Annotated in this window: 17 protein-coding genes; 11 read left to right on the forward strand and 6 right to left on the reverse strand. The window is 66.0% G+C overall.

Annotated features, from left to right (window positions below):
* The first annotated feature begins 13 nt into the window (after nt 1-13).
* The 10 genes from ACYQ4T_RS02780 to ACYQ4T_RS02825 all read left to right on the forward strand — a co-directional run bounded on the left by ACYQ4T_RS02780 (nt 14) and on the right by ACYQ4T_RS02825 (nt 14,817).
* Nucleotides 14-709, forward strand: coding sequence for a cysteine hydrolase family protein (locus ACYQ4T_RS02780; protein ID WP_459850645.1), 696 nt, complete (start codon nt 14-16; stop codon nt 707-709).
* Entirely contained in the window at nt 706-1,440 is a 735-nt protein-coding gene (locus tag ACYQ4T_RS02785) for a type 1 glutamine amidotransferase (protein WP_459850647.1), read from the forward strand. Before ACYQ4T_RS02780 ends, ACYQ4T_RS02785 begins: the two co-directional genes overlap by 4 nt.
* Before the next feature lie 221 nt (nt 1,441-1,661).
* The gene (locus tag ACYQ4T_RS02790) at nt 1,662-2,822 is read left to right on the forward strand and encodes an ABC transporter substrate-binding protein (RefSeq protein WP_459850649.1); all 1,161 of its coding nucleotides are present in this window, start codon (nt 1,662-1,664) and stop codon (nt 2,820-2,822) included.
* Nucleotides 2,823-2,935: 113 nt separating this feature from the next.
* Entirely contained in the window at nt 2,936-4,003 is a 1,068-nt protein-coding gene (locus ACYQ4T_RS02795) for an ABC transporter ATP-binding protein (protein ID WP_459850651.1), read from the forward strand.
* On the forward strand, nt 4,003-4,869 hold the full coding sequence (locus ACYQ4T_RS02800; protein ID WP_459850653.1) for an ABC transporter permease: 867 nt from the start codon (nt 4,003-4,005) through the stop codon (nt 4,867-4,869). Before ACYQ4T_RS02795 ends, ACYQ4T_RS02800 begins: the two co-directional genes overlap by 1 nt.
* A 3-nt stretch (nt 4,870-4,872) precedes the next feature.
* Nucleotides 4,873-5,676 carry an ABC transporter permease gene (locus ACYQ4T_RS02805; protein ID WP_459850655.1) on the forward strand — a complete coding sequence of 268 codons (804 nt, stop codon included), beginning with the start codon at nt 4,873-4,875 and terminating at the stop codon, nt 5,674-5,676.
* A gap of 12 nt (nt 5,677-5,688) precedes the next feature.
* A complete protein-coding gene (fabG, locus tag ACYQ4T_RS02810) occupies nt 5,689-6,465 on the forward strand; it encodes a 3-oxoacyl-ACP reductase FabG (RefSeq protein ID WP_459850657.1) in 777 nt (258 codons plus the stop codon).
* Nucleotides 6,466-6,697: 232 nt separating this feature from the next.
* On the forward strand, nt 6,698-11,584 hold the full coding sequence (locus ACYQ4T_RS02815; RefSeq protein ID WP_459850659.1) for an alpha-2-macroglobulin family protein: 4,887 nt from the start codon (nt 6,698-6,700) through the stop codon (nt 11,582-11,584).
* Between the two features lie 2 nt (nt 11,585-11,586).
* The gene (gene pbpC / locus ACYQ4T_RS02820) at nt 11,587-13,710 is read left to right on the forward strand and encodes a penicillin-binding protein 1C (RefSeq protein WP_459850661.1); all 2,124 of its coding nucleotides are present in this window, start codon (nt 11,587-11,589) and stop codon (nt 13,708-13,710) included.
* Nucleotides 13,711-13,929: 219 nt separating this feature from the next.
* A complete protein-coding gene (locus ACYQ4T_RS02825) occupies nt 13,930-14,817 on the forward strand; it encodes a hypothetical protein (RefSeq protein ID WP_459850663.1) in 888 nt (295 codons plus the stop codon).
* Between the two features lie 89 nt (nt 14,818-14,906).
* Here ACYQ4T_RS02825 and ACYQ4T_RS02830 read toward each other — a convergent pair whose 3' ends face one another.
* From ACYQ4T_RS02830 to ACYQ4T_RS02845, 4 genes are all read right to left on the reverse strand, one after another.
* Nucleotides 14,907-15,959, reverse strand: a complete 1,053-nt coding sequence (locus ACYQ4T_RS02830) for an ABC transporter permease (RefSeq protein WP_459850665.1) — start codon at nt 15,957-15,959, stop codon at nt 14,907-14,909.
* 3 nt (nt 15,960-15,962) lie between these two features.
* The gene (locus ACYQ4T_RS02835) at nt 15,963-17,534 is read right to left on the reverse strand and encodes a sugar ABC transporter ATP-binding protein (protein ID WP_459850667.1); all 1,572 of its coding nucleotides are present in this window, start codon (nt 17,532-17,534) and stop codon (nt 15,963-15,965) included.
* 62 nt (nt 17,535-17,596) lie between these two features.
* The gene (locus tag ACYQ4T_RS02840) at nt 17,597-18,550 is read right to left on the reverse strand and encodes a sugar-binding protein (protein WP_459850669.1); all 954 of its coding nucleotides are present in this window, start codon (nt 18,548-18,550) and stop codon (nt 17,597-17,599) included.
* A 181-nt stretch (nt 18,551-18,731) separates the two neighbouring features.
* Nucleotides 18,732-19,535: an SDR family oxidoreductase gene (locus tag ACYQ4T_RS02845; protein ID WP_459850671.1), complete on the reverse strand. Its 804-nt coding sequence runs from the start codon at nt 19,533-19,535 to the stop codon at nt 18,732-18,734.
* A gap of 104 nt (nt 19,536-19,639) precedes the next feature.
* Between ACYQ4T_RS02845 and ACYQ4T_RS02850 the strand changes: the two genes are divergently transcribed.
* A complete protein-coding gene (locus ACYQ4T_RS02850) occupies nt 19,640-20,524 on the forward strand; it encodes a LysR family transcriptional regulator (RefSeq protein WP_459850673.1) in 885 nt (294 codons plus the stop codon).
* A 13-nt stretch (nt 20,525-20,537) separates the two neighbouring features.
* On the opposite strand, the gene ACYQ4T_RS02855 is transcribed toward ACYQ4T_RS02850, so the two are convergent.
* Together ACYQ4T_RS02855 and ACYQ4T_RS02860 are read right to left on the reverse strand one after the other, a co-directional pair.
* The gene (locus ACYQ4T_RS02855) at nt 20,538-21,644 is read right to left on the reverse strand and encodes a mannitol dehydrogenase family protein (RefSeq protein ID WP_459850675.1); all 1,107 of its coding nucleotides are present in this window, start codon (nt 21,642-21,644) and stop codon (nt 20,538-20,540) included.
* A 5-nt stretch (nt 21,645-21,649) separates the two neighbouring features.
* Nucleotides 21,650-22,663: a zinc-binding alcohol dehydrogenase family protein gene (locus ACYQ4T_RS02860; protein ID WP_459850676.1), complete on the reverse strand. Its 1,014-nt coding sequence runs from the start codon at nt 22,661-22,663 to the stop codon at nt 21,650-21,652.
* Nucleotide 22,664: the final 1 nt, after the last annotated feature.

Here is a 22,664-nt window from a genome sequence, read left to right on the forward strand (position 1 = left end):
AACGTGGGGACGCATGACCTGGAAGACCCGCAACCGTTCCTTCTATTACGAGGGCGCACCCGAGCCCGATGATCTCGATCTCACGCCCGCGGAAACCGCGCTGCTGGTGATCGACGTCCAGAACACCTATGTCGAGCGGCCCGACCGCGCCAAGCTCTCGGCCGCGGAACAGGCGAGCTACGACAAATGGACGCCGTTCCACAATCGTATGCAAAAGCAGGTCATTCCGAACAGCCGCCGCCTGCTCGATCTCTGCCGCAAGCACAATATCGAATGCCTGTTCGCCCGCATCGCCTGCCAGACAGCCGACGGCCGCGACCGCTCGCTGTCGCAGAAGATGCCCGGCTGGAACAACCTGCTGCTGCCGAAGAACGAGCATGCCTCGCAGCTGGTGCCGGCGCTCAGCCCGATCGGCGACGAGATCACCGTGACCAAGACCACCGACAGTGCGCTGACCGGCACCAACCTGCGGCTGATCCTGCACAATCTCGGCGTCAGGAACGTGATCTGCGTCGGCATCTTCACCGACCAATGTGTCTCCTCGACCGTGCGCAGCCTGGCCGACGAGAGCTTCCAGGTGATCGTGGTCGAGGATTGCTGCGCCGCCGGCACCGACGAATTGCATGAGAAGGAGCTCGCCATCATCAACATGATTTACTGCCATGTGATGAACACCGACGAACTCATCCGGATGATGAAGCTGAAATGAGCAAGAAGTTCCTCGCCATCGTTCCGGAAAACTCCTCGCCGCCCGCTCTGATCGGCGAGGCGCTGCTGGAAGCCGGTCACAGCTACGACGCGGTCCACCCAATCGACCGCTTCGCCAGCCATTCGCCCCTGTCCTATCCCGGCCTGCCGTCCGAACCCGGCGACTATGCCGGCCTGATCATGATGGGCGGGCCGATGAGTGCCAACGACACCGCCGACCACGCCTTCCTGCAGGAGAGCATGGCCTTGATCCGCGGATTCGGCGTCGCGAAGAAACCGGTGCTCGGCGTCTGCCTCGGCGCGCAGGTGATCGCCCGCGCCTATGGCGGCGAGGTGTTCCGCATGAGCGGATTGGAAGCGGGCTATGTCGGCATGCACACGAGCGCAGCCGCGGCCGACGATCCCGTCTTTCGCGACGTCGCCGCCCGGTTCACCGCCTTCCACACCCACTATGACGCTGTCCGGAACATCCCCGAGGCGGTCATCCTGGCCAGCGGCGGGATGAGCGCGGTGCAGGCCTTTCGCATCGGCGGCACGGCGACCTATGGCCTGCAGTTCCACCCGGAGGCCACGATCGACATCGCCCGCGACTGGGTGCGGAAGTTCGGCGCCGTCTTCTGCAAGGACGAGCCGCGGCTGATCACCCATCTCGACCAGGATTTCGCCGCATACTTCCCGGAATCCAGCCGGCTCTGCCGGAACCTTGTGCAGAATTGGTCCCGACTTGCCTGATTTTTTGCCAGAAGTCTGGCATCCCGTTGTGGAACTTGACCATGCCTGTCAATATTCAGACGGCTGCGGTCAAGTCCGGATGGCCAGGATCCGCTAGCCTCGAAACCATGGCCGTCGTTCAAAATCCCGCGAAAAGCGGGGCGACGGTACCCAAGCCTTTGCCGCCATCGGGCACGGATGGCCGGGGCGTCTCAAAGCGTGCCGCAACAGGGAGCGTGGAGATGACGAGAAGGATATCGCGTCGCAGTTTCATGCAGCATTCGGCGATGGGCACGGCCTTGGCCGCGATCGGCGCCGGCAGTCTCGCGGGCAAGGCCTTCGCCGACCGGGCGAAGGAGCTGAACATCCTGTGCTGGGAGGGCTACAACTCGGCCCAGGTGCTGGATCCCTTCCGCGAGATGAAGGGCGCCACGGTGAAGGCGGAATCGCTCACCAACGACCCCACCATGATCAACCGCCTGCGGGCCGGCGAGACCAAGGTCTGGGACCTGATCAACGTGAACAATCCCTGGGCGCGCAAGATCATGTTCCCGGAGAAGCTGATCAAGCCGCTCGACCGCGCGGCGATGGAGCCCTATTTCGAGAAGATGCTGCCCATGTTCAAGCCGCCCTACAAATGGGCGATGGACGACAGCGGCAAGGAGCTGGTCGGCATGTGCCAGCGCTTCGGCCCCTACAGCTTCGTCGTGAACACCGACAAGATCAGCCGTGCCTCGGCCGAGGACCAGGGCTGGGACCTCTGGAACGATCCGAAGAACGACAAGAAGTACGGCATCCTGGAATCGGACGACTGGAACGTCTTCAATATCTGCTGCATCGCCGGCTTCGATCCGTTCAAGGAGCACACCGACGACCAGGTGGCGAAGTTCACCGAGACGGCGAAGCGGGTGTTCAAGGGTGCCAAGGTGGTCGGCGACATCGCCACGATGAACCAGGCCTTCATCTCCGGCGAGATCGACTTCCACATGACCGGCGGCACCTACAGCGCCTCGCCGGCGCGGCATGACGGCGCCACCTATGTCCGCGGCATCACCCCGAAGAAAGGGCCGATGGAAGGCGGCAAGGGCGGCATCTCCTGGATCGAGGTGACCTCCACCGTCAACAACCCCGAGCTCTCGCCGCTCGCCGTCGAGTTCCTGAAGTACGTCCAGGATCCGAAGGTCGCACACACCGTGGCCTTTGCCGAGGGCACGTTCAATCCGGTGGCGCAGATGGCCAACAAGGAATGCTTCGATCTCTTCTCCAATGAAGAGCTCGATGCGATCCAGTGGGACAGCCTGGACGAGGAGATGGCGCGTTCGGTCGAGTACGACATCGTGCCTGATTACGACAAGCTGCTCGACATCATGACCGCCGCCAAGCGCGAGGCGTCGGGCGGCTGATCGCGCAGCGGACGCGCGGCAACGCCTTCCCGCCGCGGCCGGCTGATCCCGGTCGCGGCGGAAGCGTGTTATAGTCGTCCAGCAGCAGAATGGTTTGAGTTCGGAAGCGGTTCATGAATACGCGCCCTCCCATCCTTCAGCTCAAAGCCCTGGAGAAGGTCTTCGGCGGCTTCGCCGCCGTGAAGCGGATCGACCTCGAGATCGCCGAGGGCGAGTTCTTCACCATCGTCGGCCCGTCGGGCAGCGGCAAGACCACGATGATCCGGATGCTGGCGGGGATGGAGATGCCGACCAGCGGCGATATCATCCTCCGGGGCACGCGGATCAACGACGTGCCGGCCAACCGCCGGCCGACCTGCATGGTGTTCCAGTCGCTGGCACTGTTCCCGCATCGCACGGTCGGGCAGAACATCGAGTTCCCGATGAAGATCCGCGGCGTCGATCCCCTGAAGCGCAAGGAGCGGGCGCTGGAATTGATGCGCCAGCTGCGCCTGCCCGAGGACTACTACGGCAAGAGCGTGACCAAGTGCTCCGGCGGCGAGCGCCAGCGGGTGGCCCTCGCCCGCGCGCTCGCCTATGACCCGGAGATCCTGTTCTTCGACGAACCCCTGTCCGCGATCGATTACAAGCTCCGCAAGACCCTGGAGAAGGAGCTGAAGGACATCCACCGCGAGACCGGCAAGACGTTCATCTACATCACCCACAGTTTGGAAGAGGCGATGGTGATGAGCGATCGCATCGGCGTCATGCGCGCCGGCGAGATGGTTCAGGTCGGCACACCCAACCAGATCTATACCGCACCCAAGGACCGCTTCGTCTCCGAGTTCATCGGCGACGTCAACGTGATCGCGGTGACCGCCGGGGCGAACGGCAGGCTCGCGGCCGATGCGTTCGGGACCGAGTTCACTTCGCCGGCGCCGCTCGGCGGCTTCACCAGCGGCCACCTGGTGGTCCGCCCCGAGTTCCTGCGCTTCCTGGCGAACCGCGGCGAGGCCGAGAATTGCCTGGTCGGCCGCGTCTACAACGAATACGCCCTCGGTTCCCGCATCCAGTACCAGGTGCGCGTGGGCGAGCACGTCTTCATCGTCGAGAAGCTGCGGCAGCAGGCTTTTGCCGGCAAGCTCGACGACGAGGTGCTGATCGGCTGGGACGCCCGCGACGCCATCCTGGTGAACGACTGATGGCGCGCAGCGTGCCTTTGGGTGGGAGGCTGGGGCCGGGACCGCGCGCGGCGCTGCCGCTGATCATTTTCCTGCTGGTCGGCTTTGCCGCGCCGCTGCTCGCGGTGATCGGCTTCAGCCTGATGCCGCCCCGGACCTTCGGCCTGCTGCACGCGCCGACCCTGGCGAACTATGCCGATATCTTCGAGAGCACGGCCTATATCTCGTTCCTGTGGTCGCTGGCCCTCGCCTTCGCCACGATCGTGGTCCTGGCGCTGGTCTGCTATCCGGTGGCGCTCGGTCTCGCGCGCGTCTTCGGCAGGTGGTCGCCACTCTTGACCCTGGTCTTCACCATCCCGCTCTTCGTCTCGGAGAACGTCCGGCTCTACGGCTGGGTGCTGTTCTTCATCAAGAGCGGCGTCCTGCTCGGCACCTTGAAGTCCTGGTTCGGCGTCGAACTCGATTCCTGGCTCTTCACCCGCGGGATCATCGTCTTCGGCATGGTCTATGTCTATCTGCCGTTCATGCTGTTCCCGATGACGCTGGGGATCAGCATGGTCCCGAACGAGACCCGCGAGGCGGCCTTCGACATGGGCGCCACCCGGTGGCAGGTGTTCCGCGAGGTCGACCTGCCGCTCTCGATGCCGGGGATCATCATCGGCGTGCTGCTCTCCTTTGTCCTGGCGGTCGGCGCCATCGCCGAGGCGAAGGTGCTGGGCGGCCAGCAGGTCATCCCGATCACCCATGACATCGAGATCGCCTTCACCTATGCGCAGAACTGGCCGCTCGGGGCGGCGCTCTCCTGCCTGCTGATGATCGTGATCGGCGGCCTGGTGCTGGCGGTGCTGCGGCGTTTCGATCTCGACGCCATCCTGGGGAGGCGCTGAGCGATGCAGCAGCGCTGGCGCACCTCCCTGATCTGGGTCTGGACCGCGACGGTCATCGTCTTCCTCTATCTCCCTGCGCTCTGTCTGCTGTTGGCTTCGCTGACCGCCAGCCGCTACTTCATCTTCCCGATCCCCCGTTGGGGGACCGATTGGTGGAAGAAGACCTTCGACTCGCTGGAGGTCCACGCGCTGTTCGATACCTCGATCTCCATTGCCCTATGCGTCACCGTCATCGCCGTGGTGATCGGCCTCTTCGGGGCGCTCGCCTTTGCGCGCTACGACTGGCGGGGGCGCTCGCTCTACCAGAAGATCGTGCTGCTGCCGATCTTCTTTCCGCAATCGGTGCTCGGCCTGGCGCTGCTGCTCTGGTTCAACGCCCTTGGTCTCGATCTCTCCTGGAAAAGCGCGGTCTTTGCCCATCTGGTCTGGATCATCCCCGTCGTGACCCTGGTGATCTCGATCCAGGTCTACAGCTTCGATCCGGCGCTCGAGGAGGCGGCCTTCGATCTCGGTGCCACTCGCTGGCAGGTGTTCCGCGAGGTGACCTTCCCGGTGCTGTTCCCCGGCATCTTCTCCGGCGCACTCTTCGCTTTCCTGCTTTCCTGGGGCAACTTCCCGCTGTCGCTCTACACGACCGGCGCGGACACCACGATCCCGGAATATCTCTACGCCAAGATGGTCGCCGGCTATACGCCCGGCGTGCCGGTCCTGGGTACGGTCAACACCGTGGGCGCGGCAGTCCTGCTGATCGGCGCTTATGCGCTGATCCTGTTGTGGCGCCGCCGCCGCGCCGAGAAAACCAGCTAGGGGAGACACGCCATGGCCACGTCATCGCTGCAAGGAAAATCCGTCATCGTCACCGGCGCCACCAAGGGCATCGGCAAGGGCATCGCCCGGGTCTTCGCGAGAGACGGCGGCGCCAGGGTCCTGGCGGTCTCGCGCAACCTGAAGGAAGCCGAGGCGGTCGCCAAGGAGTTCGGCAACGGGGCCTCCGGCTTCGCGGCCGACGTGACCAAGCCCGAGGACATGGCGGCGATGGCCAAGGCGGCGAACGAGCGCTACGGCGGCATCGACGTGCTTTGCGCCAATGCCGGCGTCTTCCCGCAGGTGAAGCTCGAGGAGATGTCGGTCCAGCAATGGGACGACACCTTCGCCATCAACTTGAAGGGCTGCTTCCTGTCGGTGCAGGCCTGCGTGCCCTACCTGAAGAAAAGCCAGCAGGGCAGGGTGGTGATCACCTCCTCGATCACCGGCCCGGTGACTGGCTTCCCCGGCTGGTCGCATTACGGCGCGACCAAGGCCGGGCAATTGGGCTTCATGCGCACCGCCTGTATCGAGCTCGCGAAATACGGCATCACGGTCAACGCGGTGCTGCCCGGCAACATCGTGACCGAAGGCCTGGCCGAGCTGGGCGAGGCCTATCAGAAGAGCATGGCCGCCTCGGTGCCGCTGAAGCGCCTCGGCCATGTCGACGACATCGGCCACGCCGCCTTGTTTTTCGCCTCCAAGGAAGCCGCCTACATCACCGGCCAGACCATCATCGTGGACGGCGGCCAGATCCTGCCGGAGAGCCTGGACGCCCTCGCTCAGGCTTGAGGTCCGCGACGGAATCCGGCATTGGCGGCCGGTCGGCCTAAAATCCGTCACAATCATATGGTGTAGATAGGGCCGCGACCAAATTCGCGGACCCATCCCCGTGCCCAGACTGCGCCTGTTTGCCTTGTCCCGCCAGCCTTTCGGCTGGGGTGGCACATTCTGTTGTCGCGCCTTGTCCGCGACAGTTGTATTCCTTTACCAGACACCCAACCCCTTGCCCGCCGGAGCACCCATGCGCGGTTTCCGCCTGCTCGCCTCGCTGCTGACCTTCCTCGCCTTGCTTGCCGCAACCCCCGCCGTGGCCGATCCCGACATCATCATCCGTTTCGAATCCAGCAGCACCGACGGGAAGATGGTGGATTCGTCGAACGCGCTGCGCAGCACCGAGCTGCAGGTGATCTCGGAGCGGGCGACCGCCGAGGCCTGTTTCACCTTCAACCGGCCGCTCGACCGATCGCCGAAGCTCAACCTGGAGAATTTCGTTGCGGTCGAGCCGCAGGTGGCGATCGCCGCCTCGGTGCGCGACAGCACCTTGTGCATCGAGGGCCTGCTGCATGGCGAAACCTACAAGATCCGCCTGCTGAGCGGCCTGCCGGGGGTTGGCGGCAAGCTGGAGACCGCGGAGGAGCATGAGGTCAAGGTGGGCAGCATGCGCCCGAGCGTCATCTTCGCCTCCAACGGCACGGTGTTGCCGCGCCTGGACAGCAAGGGCCTGCCGATCCAGACCGTCAATGTCGCCTCGGTCCATATCGCCATCGCCCGGATCAACGACCGCAACCTGATCGACCGGGTCCAGAGCAGTGGTTTCGGCGATTGGTGGACGGCGCTGACGGTCGGCGAATCCCAGGGCGAGCTGGTCTGGGAGGGCGATCTCGCGGTCGAGAAGGTCCCGAACCGGCCGGTCGTGACGGCTTTGCCGCTGACCCAGACCGTCGGTAAGCTGCGGCCCGGGCTTTACTTCGCGACCATCCTCTCGGCCGATGGCGTGGCGTTGCGCAATGAGGACGACTACCGAAAAAAGCCGGCCAATCAGTGGTTCGTGGTCTCCGATCTGGGGCTGTCGAGCTTCGTCGGCGATGACGGGGCGCTGGTCCAGGTGCGCTCGCTGAAGACGACACAGCCGCTGGCCGATGTCGACGTCGTCCTGATCGCGCGCAACAACAAGATCCTGTCGCGCGCCCGCAGCGACCGGCAGGGCTTCGCCCGCTTCGCGCCCGGCATGCTGCGCGGCAAGGGCGGCAACCGCGCCGCCGCGATCTATGCCTATGGCGGCAAGGGCGAGTTCTCCTATATCGGCCTGGAAGGGCCTGCGCTCGACCTCTCCGACCGCGGTGTCGGCGGGCGGCCGCTGCCCGGACCGCTCGACGTCCTCGCCTTCTCCGAGCGCGGCATCTATCGCCCCGGCGAGACCGCGCATGTGACGCTCCTCTTGCGCGATGACCACGGCCGGGCCGTCGAGCACCTGCCGCTGATCGCCAAGCTGCTAGATCCCACCGGCACCGAGGTCGAGAGCCACAACCTCACCGACCAGGGCGGCGGCGGTTATCGGCTGGATTTGCCCTTCGCGGTCTCGGCCAAGAGCGGGCAATGGACCGTTACGGCGCAGGCGACCTCGGAAGGCGAGGGGATCGGCTCGGTGAGCTTCCAGGTCGCCGATTTCGTCCCGCCGCGGATCGAGTTCGATCTCACCTCGCCAGCCAGGATCGTCGCCAAAGACCAGCCGGTCGACATCGATGTCGCCGCGCGCTTCCTCTACGGCGCTCCGGCCGCCGATCTCAACGGCGAGCTCTCGGTGGTGCTGCGGCGGGCGGCCAAGCCCTATCCCTCCTTCGCCGACTACCAGTTCGGCGAGGAACAGGACCGTGGCACCCCGCCGGTCCAGGTCGATCCGGTCAAGTTCAAGACCGACGGCGAGGGCAAGTCGGATACCCAGTTCACCCTGCCGGCCTTGCCCGCCACCAGCCAGCCTCTCGAGGCCGTCGTCCATGCCAGCCTGTTCGATATCGGCGGGCGCCCGGTCGAGAAGTCGATGACTCTGCCGGTCGAGAGCCATCCTTATGCCATCGGCATCAAGCCGAACTTCGACTCCGATTATATCGGTGGCGACAGCGTCGCCGGCTTCAGCGTGATCGCGGTCGATCCCAGCGGTCAGCGCATCGCGCGGAAGGGTCTGACCTGGGTGCTCTACGAAGTCTTCTACGAATGGCGCGAATACCAGAGCATCAACGGCGACTGGGACTGGCAGCGGGTGGAGCGGGATTCGCCGGCTTTGGCCGGCGGCGTGATCGATATCGCCGCCGATCAGCCGATCGAGCTTTCCCATGAGGTCGGCAATGGACAATTCCGCTTTGAGGTCTTCGACCAGGACAGCGGCGTGGTGAGCAGCGTCGCTTTCTACGCCGGCTGGTGGGGCGATACCGGCCGCAGCGCGCGGGCGCCGGACCAGGTTTCGCTCTCGAGCGATCGCGCCGTCTTTGCGCCGGGCGAAACCACCCGGCTGTTCGTCAAGCCGCCTTATGACGCCGACGTGCTGTTCAGCCTGGTCGATCGCGGCGTCCGGCGCAGCTTCAGCCGCAAGATCAGCGCGGCTGGCGCCGATGTGTCATTCGATATTCCGGAGGATGCCCGTGCCGGGATCTATATGGTCGCCACCGCCTTTGCCGCGCCGGACGGCAAGCAGACCCGCCTGCCGCGCCGCGCGATCGGGACCTACTGGCTGCCGATCGACCCGAAGGTGAACCGGCTCGACGTCGCCGTCGACCTGCCGGAAGTGGTGACGCCGCGCCAGACGTTGACGGTGCCGGTTTCCGTCCAGGGCGCCGCGCCGGGAGAGGCCGTTCATGTCGTGCTCTCGGCGGTCGATGACGGCGTGCTGCAGCTCACCGCCTATCAGACACCGGATCCGCTCGACTATTTCTTCGGCAAGCAGCGCCTGGGCGTCGATATCCGCGACCTCTACAGCACGCTGATCGACCCGCTCGGCGCCAAGGCCGGGACGGTGCGCAGCGGCGGCGACGCGGCGCCGCAATCGCGCCAGCTCGGCAATGCGCCCAAGCGCAATACCGAGGTTGTGGCGCTTTATTCCGGCATCGTCACGGTCGATAAGGACGGCAAGGCGCGGATTCCCCTGGAGCTGCCGGATTTCAACGGTCGCCTCCGATTGATGGTGGAAGCTTGGAGTACCACCAAGGTCGGCGGCATGGAGCGGATGCTCACGGTCCGCGCGCCGATGGTGGCGGAGCTTGCGCTGCCGCTCTATCTGGCACCCGGCGATCACTCGACGGCGGTGCTCAGCCTCACCAATCTCGACGCCAAGCCGGGTGATTATTTTGCCAAGCTGGTGACCGACGGCCCGGTCGGCGCATTAGGACGGCCGTCCGCGGCGACGCCGATCCGGCTCGGCCAGGGCGACGCCTTGCGTGCCGCCTTCGGCCTGGTTGCCAGCGGGCCGGGTGACGGCAAGCTGCAGCTGGAAGTGACCGGTCCCGACGGCTTCAGCCTGGTGCGGAACTGGCATATCGCGGTCCGGCCGCAGAACCCGATCGACATCAAGCGGCAGATCGCGACCCTTCCGCCCGGCGCCGACTTCAAGCTCGACTGGGCGGCCGCCGCCGGCATGTTCCGCGACACGGCGCGGCTCAACCTCACGGTCAGCTCGGTGCCGGACTTCGACGCCCCGGGCCTGGTGGGCACGCTCAGCCGCGATCCCTACTGGTGGTGCTCGAATGTGGTGAGCCGCTACGTGCCGCTGCTCTACAACGGCGACGTCTACCAGCAGCTCGGCCTCGGCGACAAGGCGAAGCAGAAGGCGCGGATGGAGGAAGGCATCCGTGACATCCTCGGCTATCAGGTGGCGCGCGGCACGTTTGCGCCCGGCTGGTGGTATCTGGACGAAGCCGAGGAGGAATGGCTGACCGGCTATGTACTCGACTTCATGACCCGCGCTCGCGAGCAGGGTTTCGAGGTGCCCAGCCTCGCCTATAGCCGCGGCATCCGCTGGATGACCCGCTTCGTCGCCCAGGACCGTAACTCCGATCATGATCTCGGTGTCGAGGCCTATGCTTATTATGTGCTGGCCCGTGCCCATGCCATGGACGCGGGGCGCCTGCGCCGCTTCTTCGAGGCGAAGGGCAAGGACCTGCCGACCGCCTTGGCCCGCGCTCAGATCGGCGCGGCGCTGGCGCGGCTTGGGGATCTCGAATCCGCCAAGCTCGCCTTCGATGCGCTCGACAATTCCGACCACGACTTGCTGACCCTGGTCGGCGGCGTCAGCGGGCGCAGCCTCGACGATTATGCCTCGCCGATCCGCGATCGCGCCGCGGTCATCGCGCTCATGGCCGAGAGCGGCGTGGTCGATCGCAACCGGATTACCGCGCTGGCAGTCGCGCTGGCCAAGGAAGCGGCCGAGACCCGGATCATGAGCGCCCAGGAGCTCGCCTGGCTGCTCTATCTCTCCAACGACCTACGCGCCATGGCGGCGCCGATCGCCGTGAGCCTCGACGGCGAGCCAGCGGGGGACAAGGCCAGCCGCCAGCCGGTGTTCCGCCGCTTCGACGGCGAGGCCGATGCGCGCGACCTGCTCGCGACCCTGCACAACGACGGCGATGCGCCGCTCTACCTCTCGGTCTCGGCGGTCGGCAATCCGCTCGGCGAGCTGCCGGCTGTGGAGAACGGTTTCGACATCAAGCGCCGGATCGTCGATCGCTTCGGCAACGACGTCGATCTCACCGCGATCAAGCAGAACGATCTGCTGGTGGTGATCATCGAAGGCCGCCGGCTGAACGAGGAGGGCGGCCAGACCACCGTTGCCGACATGCTGCCGGCCGGGCTCGAGATCCAGAACGTGCCGCTCGACGCCGGCAAGCGGACCGAGGACCTCGCCTGGCTCGACGAGCTCAGCCGGCTGCAGCAGAAGGAGTATCGCGAAGACCGCTTCGTCGCGACCGCCGACATCAGTCGCTATTATTGGCGTTATCGCGGGCAATTCCGCATGGCTTACATGGTCCGCGCGGTGACGCCCGGCGACTACGTCATCCCCGGCATCTATGTCGAGGATCTCTATCGGCCGAATGTCTTCAGCCGCGGCCCGGCCGAGCACCTGAAGATCCTGGCCGACTGAGCATGCGGCTGGGCGGCGTGCATTGGCGGAAATGGCTGGCGGGCGTGGGCGGTTTCGGCCTCGCGCTCGTCCTGCTGGCCGTCCTGGCCGACCGGCTCTGTCCGCCGGATCTCACGCGCTACCTGACGCGCTCCACGGTGGTCGATGACCGCAAGGGCGTGCTGCTGCGGGCCTTCACCACCGCCGACGGAACCTGGCGCCTCCCGGCCGATCCCGAGGCGGTGGACCCGCTCTATCTGAAGATGCTGCTCGCCTACGAAGACCGGCGCTACGAGACCCACTTCGGCGTCGATCCGCTGGCGCTTGCCCGCGCGCTTGGGCAGTGGATCGCGCAGGGCCGCGTGGTGTCCGGCGCCTCGACCATCACCATGCAGACCGCGAAGCTGCTGGAGCCGCGGCCGCGCACCCTCGGTGCCAAGGCGATCGAAATGGCGCGCGCGCTGCAGCTCGAAGCGCGTTTCTCCAAGCGGGAGATTCTCGCCACTTATCTCACCTTGATTCCCTATGGCGGCAATCTCGAAGGGGTGCGCGCGGCCTCGCTCGCTTATTTCGGCAAGGAGCCCACGCGCCTGACCGAGGCCGAGGCGGCGTTGCTGGTCGCCCTGCCGCGCGATCCGGAGGGGCTGCGGCCGGATCGCTTCCCCGCGGCGGCTCGCGCCGCCCGCAATGCCGTGCTGGAGCGGGTCGCGGCGCGCGGTGTGATCGATGCCGCGGCTTTGGAACGCGCCCGGGTCGCGCCGGTCCCGAGCGGACGATTGCCGCTGCCTTTCCTGGCGCCGCATCTCGCCGAGCAGCTCGCGGCCAAGACGCGCGGCGGCGAAATTGCGACCACGCTCGATGCCGGCCTTCAGGAGCAGCTCGAAGCGCTGCTTCGCCGCAGCGTGGCGCAATTCGGCGGCCGGGTCGGCACCGCTGCGATCGTCGTGCACAATCCGACGCTCGCGGTCGTCGCCTATGCCGGCGGCGCGGATTACTTTGACGCCGATCGCTTCGGCATGATCGACATGGCCTCGGCGACCCGCTCGCCGGGCTCGACCTTGAAGCCCTTCATCTACGGTCTCGGCTTCGACCGGCTGGTGGTGCATCCCGACACCTTGATCGACGACGCGCCGCGCGACTTCGCCGGCTACATCCCGCGCAATTTCGACGACGGCTATCACGGCGAGGTCACGGTGCGCGAGGCGCTGCAGCATTCGCTGAACGTGCCGGCGGTCGCCGTGCTCGACCGGATCGGCGCCGGCAGCTTCGACGCGGCCTTGCGGCAGGCCGGCGTCACCCTCGCTTTCAACCGCGGACAGGGCCCGGCCACCCTCCCGCTGGCCTTGGGCGGCGTCGGCATCGACCTCAAGGAACTCGCTATGCTCTACGCGGCGATCCCCAATGGCGGGATGGTGCGGCCGCTGCGCGTGACACCGAATGCAGCCAGCAGCGACGGTGCGCGCTTCATGGATGAGGCCGCGGCCTGGTATGTCGCGCGGATCCTCGAAGGCGTGCCACCGCCCCCCGGCTATGCCGATGCCGATGAGCGCCAGCATGCGGCGATCGGCTACAAGACCGGCACCTCCTACGGCTATCGCGACGCCTGGGCCTTGGGCTTCACCGGCGACTACACGATCGGCATCTGGGTCGGGCGGCCGGATGGGACGCCTTGCAGCGCATGCGTCGGCATCGAAGCGGCAGCGCCGATCCTGTTCGGCGCCGTCGATCTGCTGCCGCCGTCCCTCGATCCGCCCAAGACGCCGCCGCCCGAAATCATTGCCGGCCCGACCAGCGCACTGCCGGAAGGCCTGCGCCGCTTCGATACCCCGGATCCGATCGCCGAAAGCAGCGCCGCCTTGCGCAATCTGCACATCGCTTTCCCGCCGGACGGCAGCCGGGTGCCGCTGGAGGATGCGGCGGAGAGAATCCTGCCGCTGGCCTTGCGGGCGACCGGCGGCCGGCAGCCCTTGACCTGGATGGTGAACGGCCGGCCGCTCGCGACGTCCGGGCGGCGCGGCGACGCCGACTGGATTCCCGACGGCGCCGGCTTCGCCGAGATCGAGGTCACCGACGCCCTCGGGGCGCGGGCCAGCGCTGAGGTGTTTCTGATCCCGACCGAAGAACCGGGACGCCTGGATGAAGAGTGAGAACGGCATCGCCGGCGGCCTGATCCTGCTCCAGTTCGCTCTGGCGGCCGGCGCAGCGGCCCACACGCCCTGCGACCGCCTGCGCGCGGAGCTGCAAATCCTGGCCGCGCAACATCCTGAAGCGACCGAAGATTGGGGTGATGGGCGATTCCTGAACGCAGTCATCGGCCCGAAGCGCGACGACAATGCCAAGGGTACCGATTGCAAATCCTTCGCGGATTGGCTCCGACAGGAGGCCTCGCTGCGAGCATCGCGGGCCATCTTGAAGACGATGATCGTCTGCTCTGCTGGGGTTGGCTGCAGCTCTACGATCACCGCGAGGATGGCGGCTTCATCGCGCTCGCCGGCACGCAAGGCAGCGCGCATTGCCCGACGGTGCAGGTGATCGCGCTCGACCAGGACCGGCTGCGGCTAGGATGGGGCTGGGAATCGGACTGCAATCCCTCGACCTTTGGCGTCCTGCGGGTCGATGGCCGCGCCTATCCGGCGATGTTCAGGCCCAAGATCTACGGCACCGATCTCAGCTACCGCCTGGACCTGATCTCCGTCGACCCCAGCATAGACGGTCCCTTCTGCGGGCTGTCGATCATATATCAGCCGGAGTTCATCGGCCGCTGGTTCGGTCCCAAGGGCGAGGGTGACGTTGACCCCGCTTTGCGCCGGGCGGTCGATCCGATCATCTCGGCACTCGGTGCCGGCGGCGATGTGCAGGGGCTGGTCGCACCCTGGCTCGATCACCCCCGCGGCAACTCGCCTTACGACCTGGCGATCGACGGCTATCCCGAGCAGCCCATGGACGGGATGCGCTACCCGAATACCGGCGATCATGTCTATTCACTGCCGTTTGGCGTGCCGTTCCTTGGCGGCGCGTATGACGATGACGGCTATTACGCCAATGCCTATGGCACATCCACCGAAGACGCGGCGATCCCCATCATCGTCAACGGGCGACGGCTGCTCCTCACCTTCGGGCACGCCTGGGCGCCGGGGACGCCGCCCCCGGATCCCGGCTTCGGCCTCTGGGAATACAACGACCAGCGGCGGGACTTCGACGGCGTCGCCGGCGGCATCGTCGAACGCCGCGGCAGGAACCCGAAGATCGAGTAGCCGTAGCCGCCAGCACCCCGGCCGCGCATAGGGCTCGAGATCGGCCACCGGCTTGACGTCACGCAACGCCCTGCTGGTCCATTGTCCGATCAAGCGGCCGGCTCCGACGCTTCCCTCTGGTGTTCCGCGGCCAGGCGGCTGCGCCTGCGCTCGCGGCGTTCGCGGAAATCGGAATACTCCTGGTCGGCCAGGACACCGATCAGGATCACCGAGCCGCTGACCGCGAAATTCAGCGAGGAGGGGATGCCGAGCAGATTGACCAGGTTTTGCAGCACCTGGAGCAGAATGGCGCCGAGCACGACACCGATGATCGAACCTTCGCCGCCCCGCAGCGAAAATCCGCCGAGCACGGCCGCGGCAATGGCGTAGAGCTCATAGAAGTTTCCGTGTGAGCTCGGCAGGATCGAGCGGGTGTACATGGCGAGGAATATGGCCGATATCGCGGTCAGGGCGGCGCAGATGACATAGGCGGCGATGATGACGCGGTGGGTACGAATCCCGGAGAATCGCGCGGCCTCCTCGTTCTTGCCGACCGCGTAGAGATATCGCCCGAACACGGTCCGGTGGAGCACGATCCACATCATTGCGGCGAGCAGCAGCATGAAGAAGAAGGCATGCGGAATCGGGATTGAGCTGTAGGCGCCGTCGGACAGGATCGCCACCAGATCGGTTCGCCCGGTGGTGATGTATTCCAGCGTCTCGAACCGCACCCCGAACGGAAACCCCGCGGTGGCGTCCTGGGTGTAGAAGCGCGCCAGACCACGGTAGATCAGCAAGCCGCACAGGGTGACGACGAAAGGCTGCATCCGCTTCTTGGTGATGAGCAAGGCGTGGACGAAGCCCATTGCCACCCCGATCGCGACCATGAGCAGGGCGGCCAGCGGCCAGGGCACACCTTCCACGGCAATGAGATCGACAAAGACAACGCCGAGCAGTGCGATCATCGATCCCACCGACAGCTCGATTCCGCCGGTGATGATGACGAAAGCCTGGGCGATCGAGAACATGCCGAACAGGCCCACCAGGTTGGCGGTATTGGCAATGTTGATCGGGGAGAGAAAGCGCGGATTGATCAGCGCCACCACGGCACCGACGACCACGATCAACACCAGCAGCCCGATATCCTTCTTGAAGCTCAGCATCCGTCAGTCCCCAGTTGTGCTGCCCGGCCGGGCGCCCCCGGCAATTCCGCCGACCGCAAGCCGCAGAATGTTCTCTTCGCTGCACATCTTGCGGGCGAGAATGCCCGTGATGCGCCCCTGGTGCATGACCGCAACCCGGTCGGAGACGCCGATCACCTCTTCCATGTCGGAGGAGATCATCAGGACGGCGACGCCGGCATCTGCGAGCGCGCGCATCAGCCGATAGATCTCGGACTTGGCGCCGATATCGATGCCGCGGGTCGGTTCGTCGAGGATGATGGCCCTGGGCGCCATGGCCAGCCATTTCGCCAGCACGATCTTCTGCTGGTTGCCGCCGGAGAGTGCGCCGGTGCGCACCGTCACGCTCGGCGCACGGATGTCGAGTTCGCTCCGGCTGCGTTCGGCGCGTCGCCGCTGGGCCTCGGTCGAGACCAGGTTCCCCTTGGCATAGGCGTGGAGATTCGGCAGCGTGACGTTCTCGGCCATCGTCAGGTCGAGCAGCAGGCCCATCCCCTTGCGGTCCTCGGGCACCAGGAAGACGCCGGCCTTGACCGCGTCGGCGGCCCCGGCAAATCGCACCGGCTGCTCTTCGAGGAAGATCTCGCCGCCTTCGTTGCGATCGACGCCGAACAGCGCATGGGCCAGCTCGGTGCGGCCTGCGCCGACCAGGCCGGCCAGGCCCAGGATCTCCCCCCGATGAAGATCGAGGGATACTTCGCTGGCGGGAAAGGCGCGGGTGCGGAAGTTGCGTATCGACATGACCGCGGCGCCGCGCGGCTGTGCCGGGTCCGCATAGGCGACCTTGAGGTCGCGGCCGACCATGAGCTTCACCATCGTGTCATGGCTGATGGCGTCGCCTTCCAGCTGTCCGACCAGATGGCCGTCGCGCAGCACCATGATGCGATCGCAGGCCTCGACGATCTCGGTCAGGCGATGCGATACCAGCATGACGGCGATCCCGCTGGCCTTCAGGGCGGCGATCAATTTTAGCAGGCGACCGGTCTCCGCGATCGGCAGGCTCGACGTCGGCTCGTCGAGGATGACCAGCCTCGCGTTCAGGCTGAGCGCCTTGGCGATCTCCACCATCTGGCGCTGGGCGAGCGAAAGACGGGCGACCGGCGCATGCGCGCCGAAGTTCGCCCCGAGCTTCTCGAGATAGGGCTGCACCATCCGATGCAGCCGCTTCGTGTCGATGATGCGCAGCGGGCCGTATCGATAGGGTTCGCGGCCGATGAACACATTGGCGGCGACGTCCAGATTGTCGAACAGGTTGAGTTCCTGGTGGACGAAGGCGATGCCGGCTGCCATCGAGTCCGCCACGGTCAGCGCCGCTCGTTCCTTGCCGTCGATTTCGATGCTGCCCTTGTCGGGGGAGATCACCCCGCCCAGGATTTTCATCAGCGTGGACTTGCCCGCGCCGTTCTCGCCGACCAGCCCGACGACCTCGCCGGCGCGCAGCTCGGCGGAGCAGCCGGCGAGTGCCGTCACGCCGGGATAGGACTTGGCGATGCCCTTCAGCCGGAGGAACGGCTCCGGTTGGACGACTGGGGCGGAAGACAAGGTGGTCAAAGGCACTGGTCAATCCAGGAAAAGGACCCGCGGCCGCGGGAGGTGCGTCTGCCGCGGGTCAGGCTCCACTACTCTTTCAGCTTGGCCTGGAAGTCGGCCTGGAACTTGTCCACGTTGTCCTTGGTGACGACGATGCCGGGGATGATGATGAGCCCGTCCGCGGGCACACCCGACTTATCGCCCTTGAGATAGGCGGCCATCAGCTTCATGCCTTGATAGCCCCATTCGAACGGCTGCTGCACCACGGTCCCGGCGAAGGAGCCTTCCTTGACGGCGCCGAGGGTGATCGGGTCTTCATCGAAGGCGACCACGGTGATCTTGCCGAGCTTGCCAGCGTCGCGCAGAGACTCGTAGATCCGCGGTGGATTGTACGAGTAGAAGCCGACCATGCAGTTGATCTCGGGATGCGCCACCAGCGTATCGTCGACATTGGCGCGGGCCCGGGCCTGGTCGTGATCGTCGGTGCGGACATCGACCATTTCGATATTGTGCGCGCCGGCCACCTGCTTGAAGCCTTCGATGCGCTCGCGCGCATTGTCGGACCCGGTGTTGCCGACGAAGCCCATGCACTTGCCGCCTTGCGGCATCGCCTTCACGGCGATCTCTCCGGCGTTCTTGCCGAGATCGGTGTTCGAGGAGCCGATATAGGCGACCCGCTTCGACGTCGGGGCATCGCTGTCGAAGGTGAACAGCGGAACCTGCGCGCCGACCTTGTTGAGCGCATCGAGCTGAGTCTTGGGGTCCAGGGCGGAGACCGCCACCGAACCGACGCCTGCCGCCAGCAGGTCGTCGAGCAACCGCTGCTGGATGGCAGCGTCGGCACGCTCCGGATACTGGAACAGCAGCTCGTAGTCCGGCAGCTCCTTCTGGGCCTTTCGCACGCCCGCCTCGGCGATCTTCCAGAAGTCCGAAGGCCCGTTGACGACGAAGGCGAGCTTCGGCTTCTCCTGTGCCATCGCGGCACTGGCGATCATCATGCCGATGGCGGTGCCCGCGGCGATGATGAGACCGGTATACTTCATAATCGTTCTCCCTTTCGGTTTCTTGTCGGACCGGCATCGGTGCCGGCGGCCTCTCCCCATCCGTGCGCCCAGGCCGACTTGATCATGGGCGCACGAGATCATTCGCGCGGCCACGCCGCGCGCTGAAATCGCTGCGATCTTCAAAACAGCGTCGACCGCCTTCGCCGGCCGGTCGACGCGCCTATGCGAGTGCTTCAGCCATGGTCCGCATCTGGATCTGGATGATCCGCGACGCCTTCGGTTGCGTGCAGGCGAACAGGATGGCTTCCGCCACGTCCTCGGATTCCAGCATCTTAGACTCGCGGACACTGTCTTCGGTACGGCCCTTGCCGAGCGCGAACTCCGTTTTCACCCCGCCCGGGCAGATCGCACCGACCTTGATTCCGTGCGGGCGGAGTTCCTTGTCGAGCGCCTGGGCGAAACCGACCTGCGCGAACTTGGTCGCGCAATAGACCGCCTCGCCTGGAAAGCCATAGACTCCGGCCATCGAGGACACCATCAGGATCGTGCCCTCGCCTTGGGCGATCATCACCGGGGCGACGTGGCGGGCAAACAGAAAGGTCGAGCGGACATTGCCGTCGAACATCTCGACATAGTCGGCGAGGCTGGTGTCGACCAGCTTCTTGTAGTTGCCGACGCCCACGTTGTTGATCAGGAAATCGATGCGGCCGAAGGCGGCCTTCGCGGCTTCAACGGCCTGTAGTGCCGTCGCTTCCTCGCGGGCATCGCCCACGACCGCGACGCCCTTCGCGCCGCTGGCGCGCGCTTCTTCGATCAGGCCCTTCAAGCGGTCTTCGCGGCGCGCGGTCAGCACCAGACTTGCGCCCTCGCGCGCCAGCGCGCGCGCCGTCGCCCGACCGATCCCGGCGCTCGCGCCGGTAATGACTGCCACCTTGCCTTGCAATCTCTGAACCACTGAATGCCCCTGCACTTCCTGAGGTGTGAAAAATTGATCCCCGCGACGCTTCTCGGGCGCCGTCGTCAATCATTCCGATGTGATTCAACAATAGGAGAGGCCTTGCCTTTCGGTCCAAGTGATAATAGAGATCGATTCCATCTACTCGGACGATAAGAGACTGGCGTGGGACCATGGAGCTCCGTCATATCCAGCACTTCATCGCGGTGGCCGAGGAGTTGAACTTCAGTCGCGCGGCCGAGCGCGTGCATATCGTCCAGTCGGCGCTGTCCACTTCTATCCGAAGTCTCGAAGAAGAACTTCAAGCCCGGCTCTTCGTGCGCAGCACGCGGCAGGTTCAGTTGACACCGGCGGGCCGCGCGCTGCTCGAAACGGCGCGCGAGGTCTTGCGGGTCATCGACCTTGGCCGGGAGAAGGTCGCGGCCATCGAAGGGTTGCGGTCCGGATCGCTCTCGCTCGGAACGGTGCACAGCCTGCCGGCTTTTCTCGATCTGGCGTCGTTGATCTCGCGGTTTCACGCGGTGCATCCGGGGATCGAGGTGCGGCTGCGCCAGGGCGACGCTCTTGGCCTGATGGAGCACCTTCGCGCCGGTCGGCTCGATCTTGCCTTCCTGCCGCTGCTCGATCCGCCCGACGATATCTCGACCAGGATCATTGCCTGCGAGGATCTCGTGGTCGCCACGCCGCCGCATCATCCGCTGGCCGGGCGGACCGACGTAACCTTGCGGGAGCTGGCGAACCATGCCTTCGTCGACTTCGAGATTGGCTGGGGGACGCGGCCACTGATCGATCGTGCGTTCGGAAAAGCCGGTTTGCATCGGCGGACCGTGTTCGACGTGACTGATATCGAGACGATCATCGATCTCGTCAGCCGCGGGCTGGGGGTTGCCCTGCTCCCGGAGACCATCGCGGAGATGCGGCAGCCGAAGATCGCGGTCGCCGAGCTCTCCGAGGAGCCGATCTGCTGGGAGCTGGTCCTGGCCCATTGCCGCGCCGACGGCGCGGAGCCGGGCAATGGCGCCGCCAAGGCCTTCCGCGACCTGATGCCGGAGCAATAGCCGGCCGCAGCGCCTAGCGGGAGATCAGGGCTTCGAGCCGCGGTGTGCCGAAATCGGGATCGCGCTCCCTGACCCAGTCGATGAAGGCGGCGATCCGGTTCACCTTCTTCACCGCATGGTTCTGCGCGATGTCCGAAAGGCGATGCTCCAAGAACGGATTGCGGAACCGCTCCAGGGTGGTCGCGACATAGCGCTGTGCTTGCTCCTCCATGCCGCGGCGGGCGAAGCCCGGCAGCACCTCGTTCCAGTAGATCTCCATCAGGCGCTTTGCATCGTCGGTACCGTCGATGATCTGCCGCACCAGCTCGCCTTCCGGCGCGCCGCGCTTCATCCAGCCTTCGGTGAGCACGGTGTGGCCCAGGTTGAGAATATGCAGCTTCAGCCGCGCATAGGGCTCGAGATCGTCCACCAGCTTGACGTCGCGATGGTCGAGGAAATCGAACCCGCCCTTGCGGATCGCCCAGAGCGCATAGGGCTCGGCCACGGCGCCGATCGGCTCGATCGGCTGGGCGACGATGCGATCCACCAAGGTGTCCGGGAAGGTGACCGCCTGTGCCATCCAGTCGCGAAAACCCGCGCTCTGACCGGTCGTCTTGGCGAGCTCCTGCAGGATGCCGCTCAGCACCCGGCCGTTGTTGGAGATGAGCTCGGTCGGCAGGAACAGCAGCGGCTTGCCGCCGGCGCGATGCCGCGCCAGCAGCAGCGCCAGCACCTTGGCGGGAAAGCTCGCCGGCGGCTGGGTCCCGGCATAGTCATGCGCCGCGTCGGCGGGGTTGAGCTCGTAACCGCGCTCGGCGACATTGGAGATCGCGATCTCCGCCTGTTCGGCGAAGCAGCGCAATACATCAGGCCATTCTTGGTCCGCCTCGTAGGCCCGATCGATGCTGGCGACCTCGATCGTCTCATCGATGGTCTTGCCGTCTTCGAGGCCGCGGATGCGGACCGGATAGGGTCGGCCGCTCTTCAGCGCCGCGATGCGGCCGGCGCGATCGCCGCCGCTTGTGGTCTTCACCACGGCGATCGGACCGACGTCCTGGCCCGCGAGCCTCGCCTGGTGCACGAACAGGTCGGCATGCGCCTGCAGGAACCGGCTGGTTCCGAACTGGATGATCCGGCGCATGCGGGTCAGTCGAGCTCGACCAGGGCTTTCACGAGACCGCGCTTCTCGCTGGCCCAGCGCGGCAGGTCGGCGATCGCGCCCGCGAGCGAGGTGCGATGGGTCAACAGGCGCTCGAGCGGCACCTTGCCGTCGCGGATCGCCGCGATCACCCGCGTGAAGTCCGCTTGCGTCGCATTGCGGCTGCCCATCACCGTCATCTCGCGCTTGTGGAAGTCGGGGTCGGAGAACGTGATCGTCTCGTTGACCACGCTGACCAGGACCAGTGTACCACCATGGGCGACGGTGAGAAAGGCGGCTTCCATCGAGGCGCGGTTGCCGGTCGCGTCGAACACCACGTCGAAGCCTTCGCCGCCGGTGGCCGCGGAGATCTGGGCTTGGACCCTTTCGCCGGCCTTGATCACGGCGCCGGCGATGCCGGCCTCGATCGCGAAGTCGAGGCGCTCCGGGTCGCGATCCATGACGGTGACCGCGCCGCCGGCGATGCCGGCGAACAGCGCGGCGCCGAGTCCGATCGGCCCAGCACCGATCACCAGCACCCGGGCGCCGGAGCGGAGCGTCGACCGTGCCACCGCATGGGCGCCGATGGCGAGGAACTCGCAGCTTGCCGCCTGGTCGACCGTGAGGCCGGCGGCGGGATAGAGATTGCGCTCGGGCACGGCAATGCGCTCGCACATGCCGCCGTCCTTGTGGACCCCGAGCACGCTGATGGCGACGCAGCAATTCGGCTTGCCGTTGCGGCAGGCGATGCAGCTGCCGCAGGCGACATAGGGATTGACGACGACGGTGTCGCCGGTCTTGAGCGAGCTGGCCGGCGACGCCTCGATGACGACGCCGGAGAACTCATGACCGATGACGCGTGGATATTTGAGGAAGGGGTGGCTGCCCTCGTAGATGTGGTAGTCGGTCCCGCAGATTCCGATCCGGCGGACGCCGACCAGCACCTCCGCCGCGCCGCGGACCGGCTCGGGGCGTTCTTCCAGCGCGATCTGGCCGGGCTGTCTGCAGACGACTGCTTGCATG

The organism is Dongia sp. agr-C8 (assembly GCF_054658695.1).

What these genes read in the sequence shown, in the direction of transcription:
- ACYQ4T_RS02805 (WP_459850655.1), top strand. Translation starts at nt 4,873, where the DNA reads ATGCAGCAGCGCTGGCGCACCTCCCTGATCTGGGTCTGGACCGCGACG.
- ACYQ4T_RS02815 (WP_459850659.1), top strand. Translation starts at nt 6,698, where the DNA reads ATGCGCGGTTTCCGCCTGCTCGCCTCGCTGCTGACCTTCCTCGCCTTG.
- fabG (WP_459850657.1), top strand. Translation starts at nt 5,689, where the DNA reads ATGGCCACGTCATCGCTGCAAGGAAAATCCGTCATCGTCACCGGCGCC.
- pbpC (WP_459850661.1), top strand. Translation starts at nt 11,587, where the DNA reads ATGCGGCTGGGCGGCGTGCATTGGCGGAAATGGCTGGCGGGCGTGGGC.
- ACYQ4T_RS02795 (WP_459850651.1), top strand. Translation starts at nt 2,936, where the DNA reads ATGAATACGCGCCCTCCCATCCTTCAGCTCAAAGCCCTGGAGAAGGTC.
- ACYQ4T_RS02800 (WP_459850653.1), top strand. Translation starts at nt 4,003, where the DNA reads ATGGCGCGCAGCGTGCCTTTGGGTGGGAGGCTGGGGCCGGGACCGCGC.
- ACYQ4T_RS02840 (WP_459850669.1), bottom strand. Translation starts at nt 18,550, where the DNA reads ATGAAGTATACCGGTCTCATCATCGCCGCGGGCACCGCCATCGGCATG.
- ACYQ4T_RS02780 (WP_459850645.1), top strand. Translation starts at nt 14, where the DNA reads ATGACCTGGAAGACCCGCAACCGTTCCTTCTATTACGAGGGCGCACCC.
- ACYQ4T_RS02860 (WP_459850676.1), bottom strand. Translation starts at nt 22,663, where the DNA reads ATGCAAGCAGTCGTCTGCAGACAGCCCGGCCAGATCGCGCTGGAAGAA.
- ACYQ4T_RS02790 (WP_459850649.1), top strand. Translation starts at nt 1,662, where the DNA reads ATGACGAGAAGGATATCGCGTCGCAGTTTCATGCAGCATTCGGCGATG.
- ACYQ4T_RS02830 (WP_459850665.1), bottom strand. Translation starts at nt 15,959, where the DNA reads ATGCTGAGCTTCAAGAAGGATATCGGGCTGCTGGTGTTGATCGTGGTC.
- ACYQ4T_RS02855 (WP_459850675.1), bottom strand. Translation starts at nt 21,644, where the DNA reads ATGCGCCGGATCATCCAGTTCGGAACCAGCCGGTTCCTGCAGGCGCAT.
- ACYQ4T_RS02785 (WP_459850647.1), top strand. Translation starts at nt 706, where the DNA reads ATGAGCAAGAAGTTCCTCGCCATCGTTCCGGAAAACTCCTCGCCGCCC.
- ACYQ4T_RS02850 (WP_459850673.1), top strand. Translation starts at nt 19,640, where the DNA reads ATGGAGCTCCGTCATATCCAGCACTTCATCGCGGTGGCCGAGGAGTTG.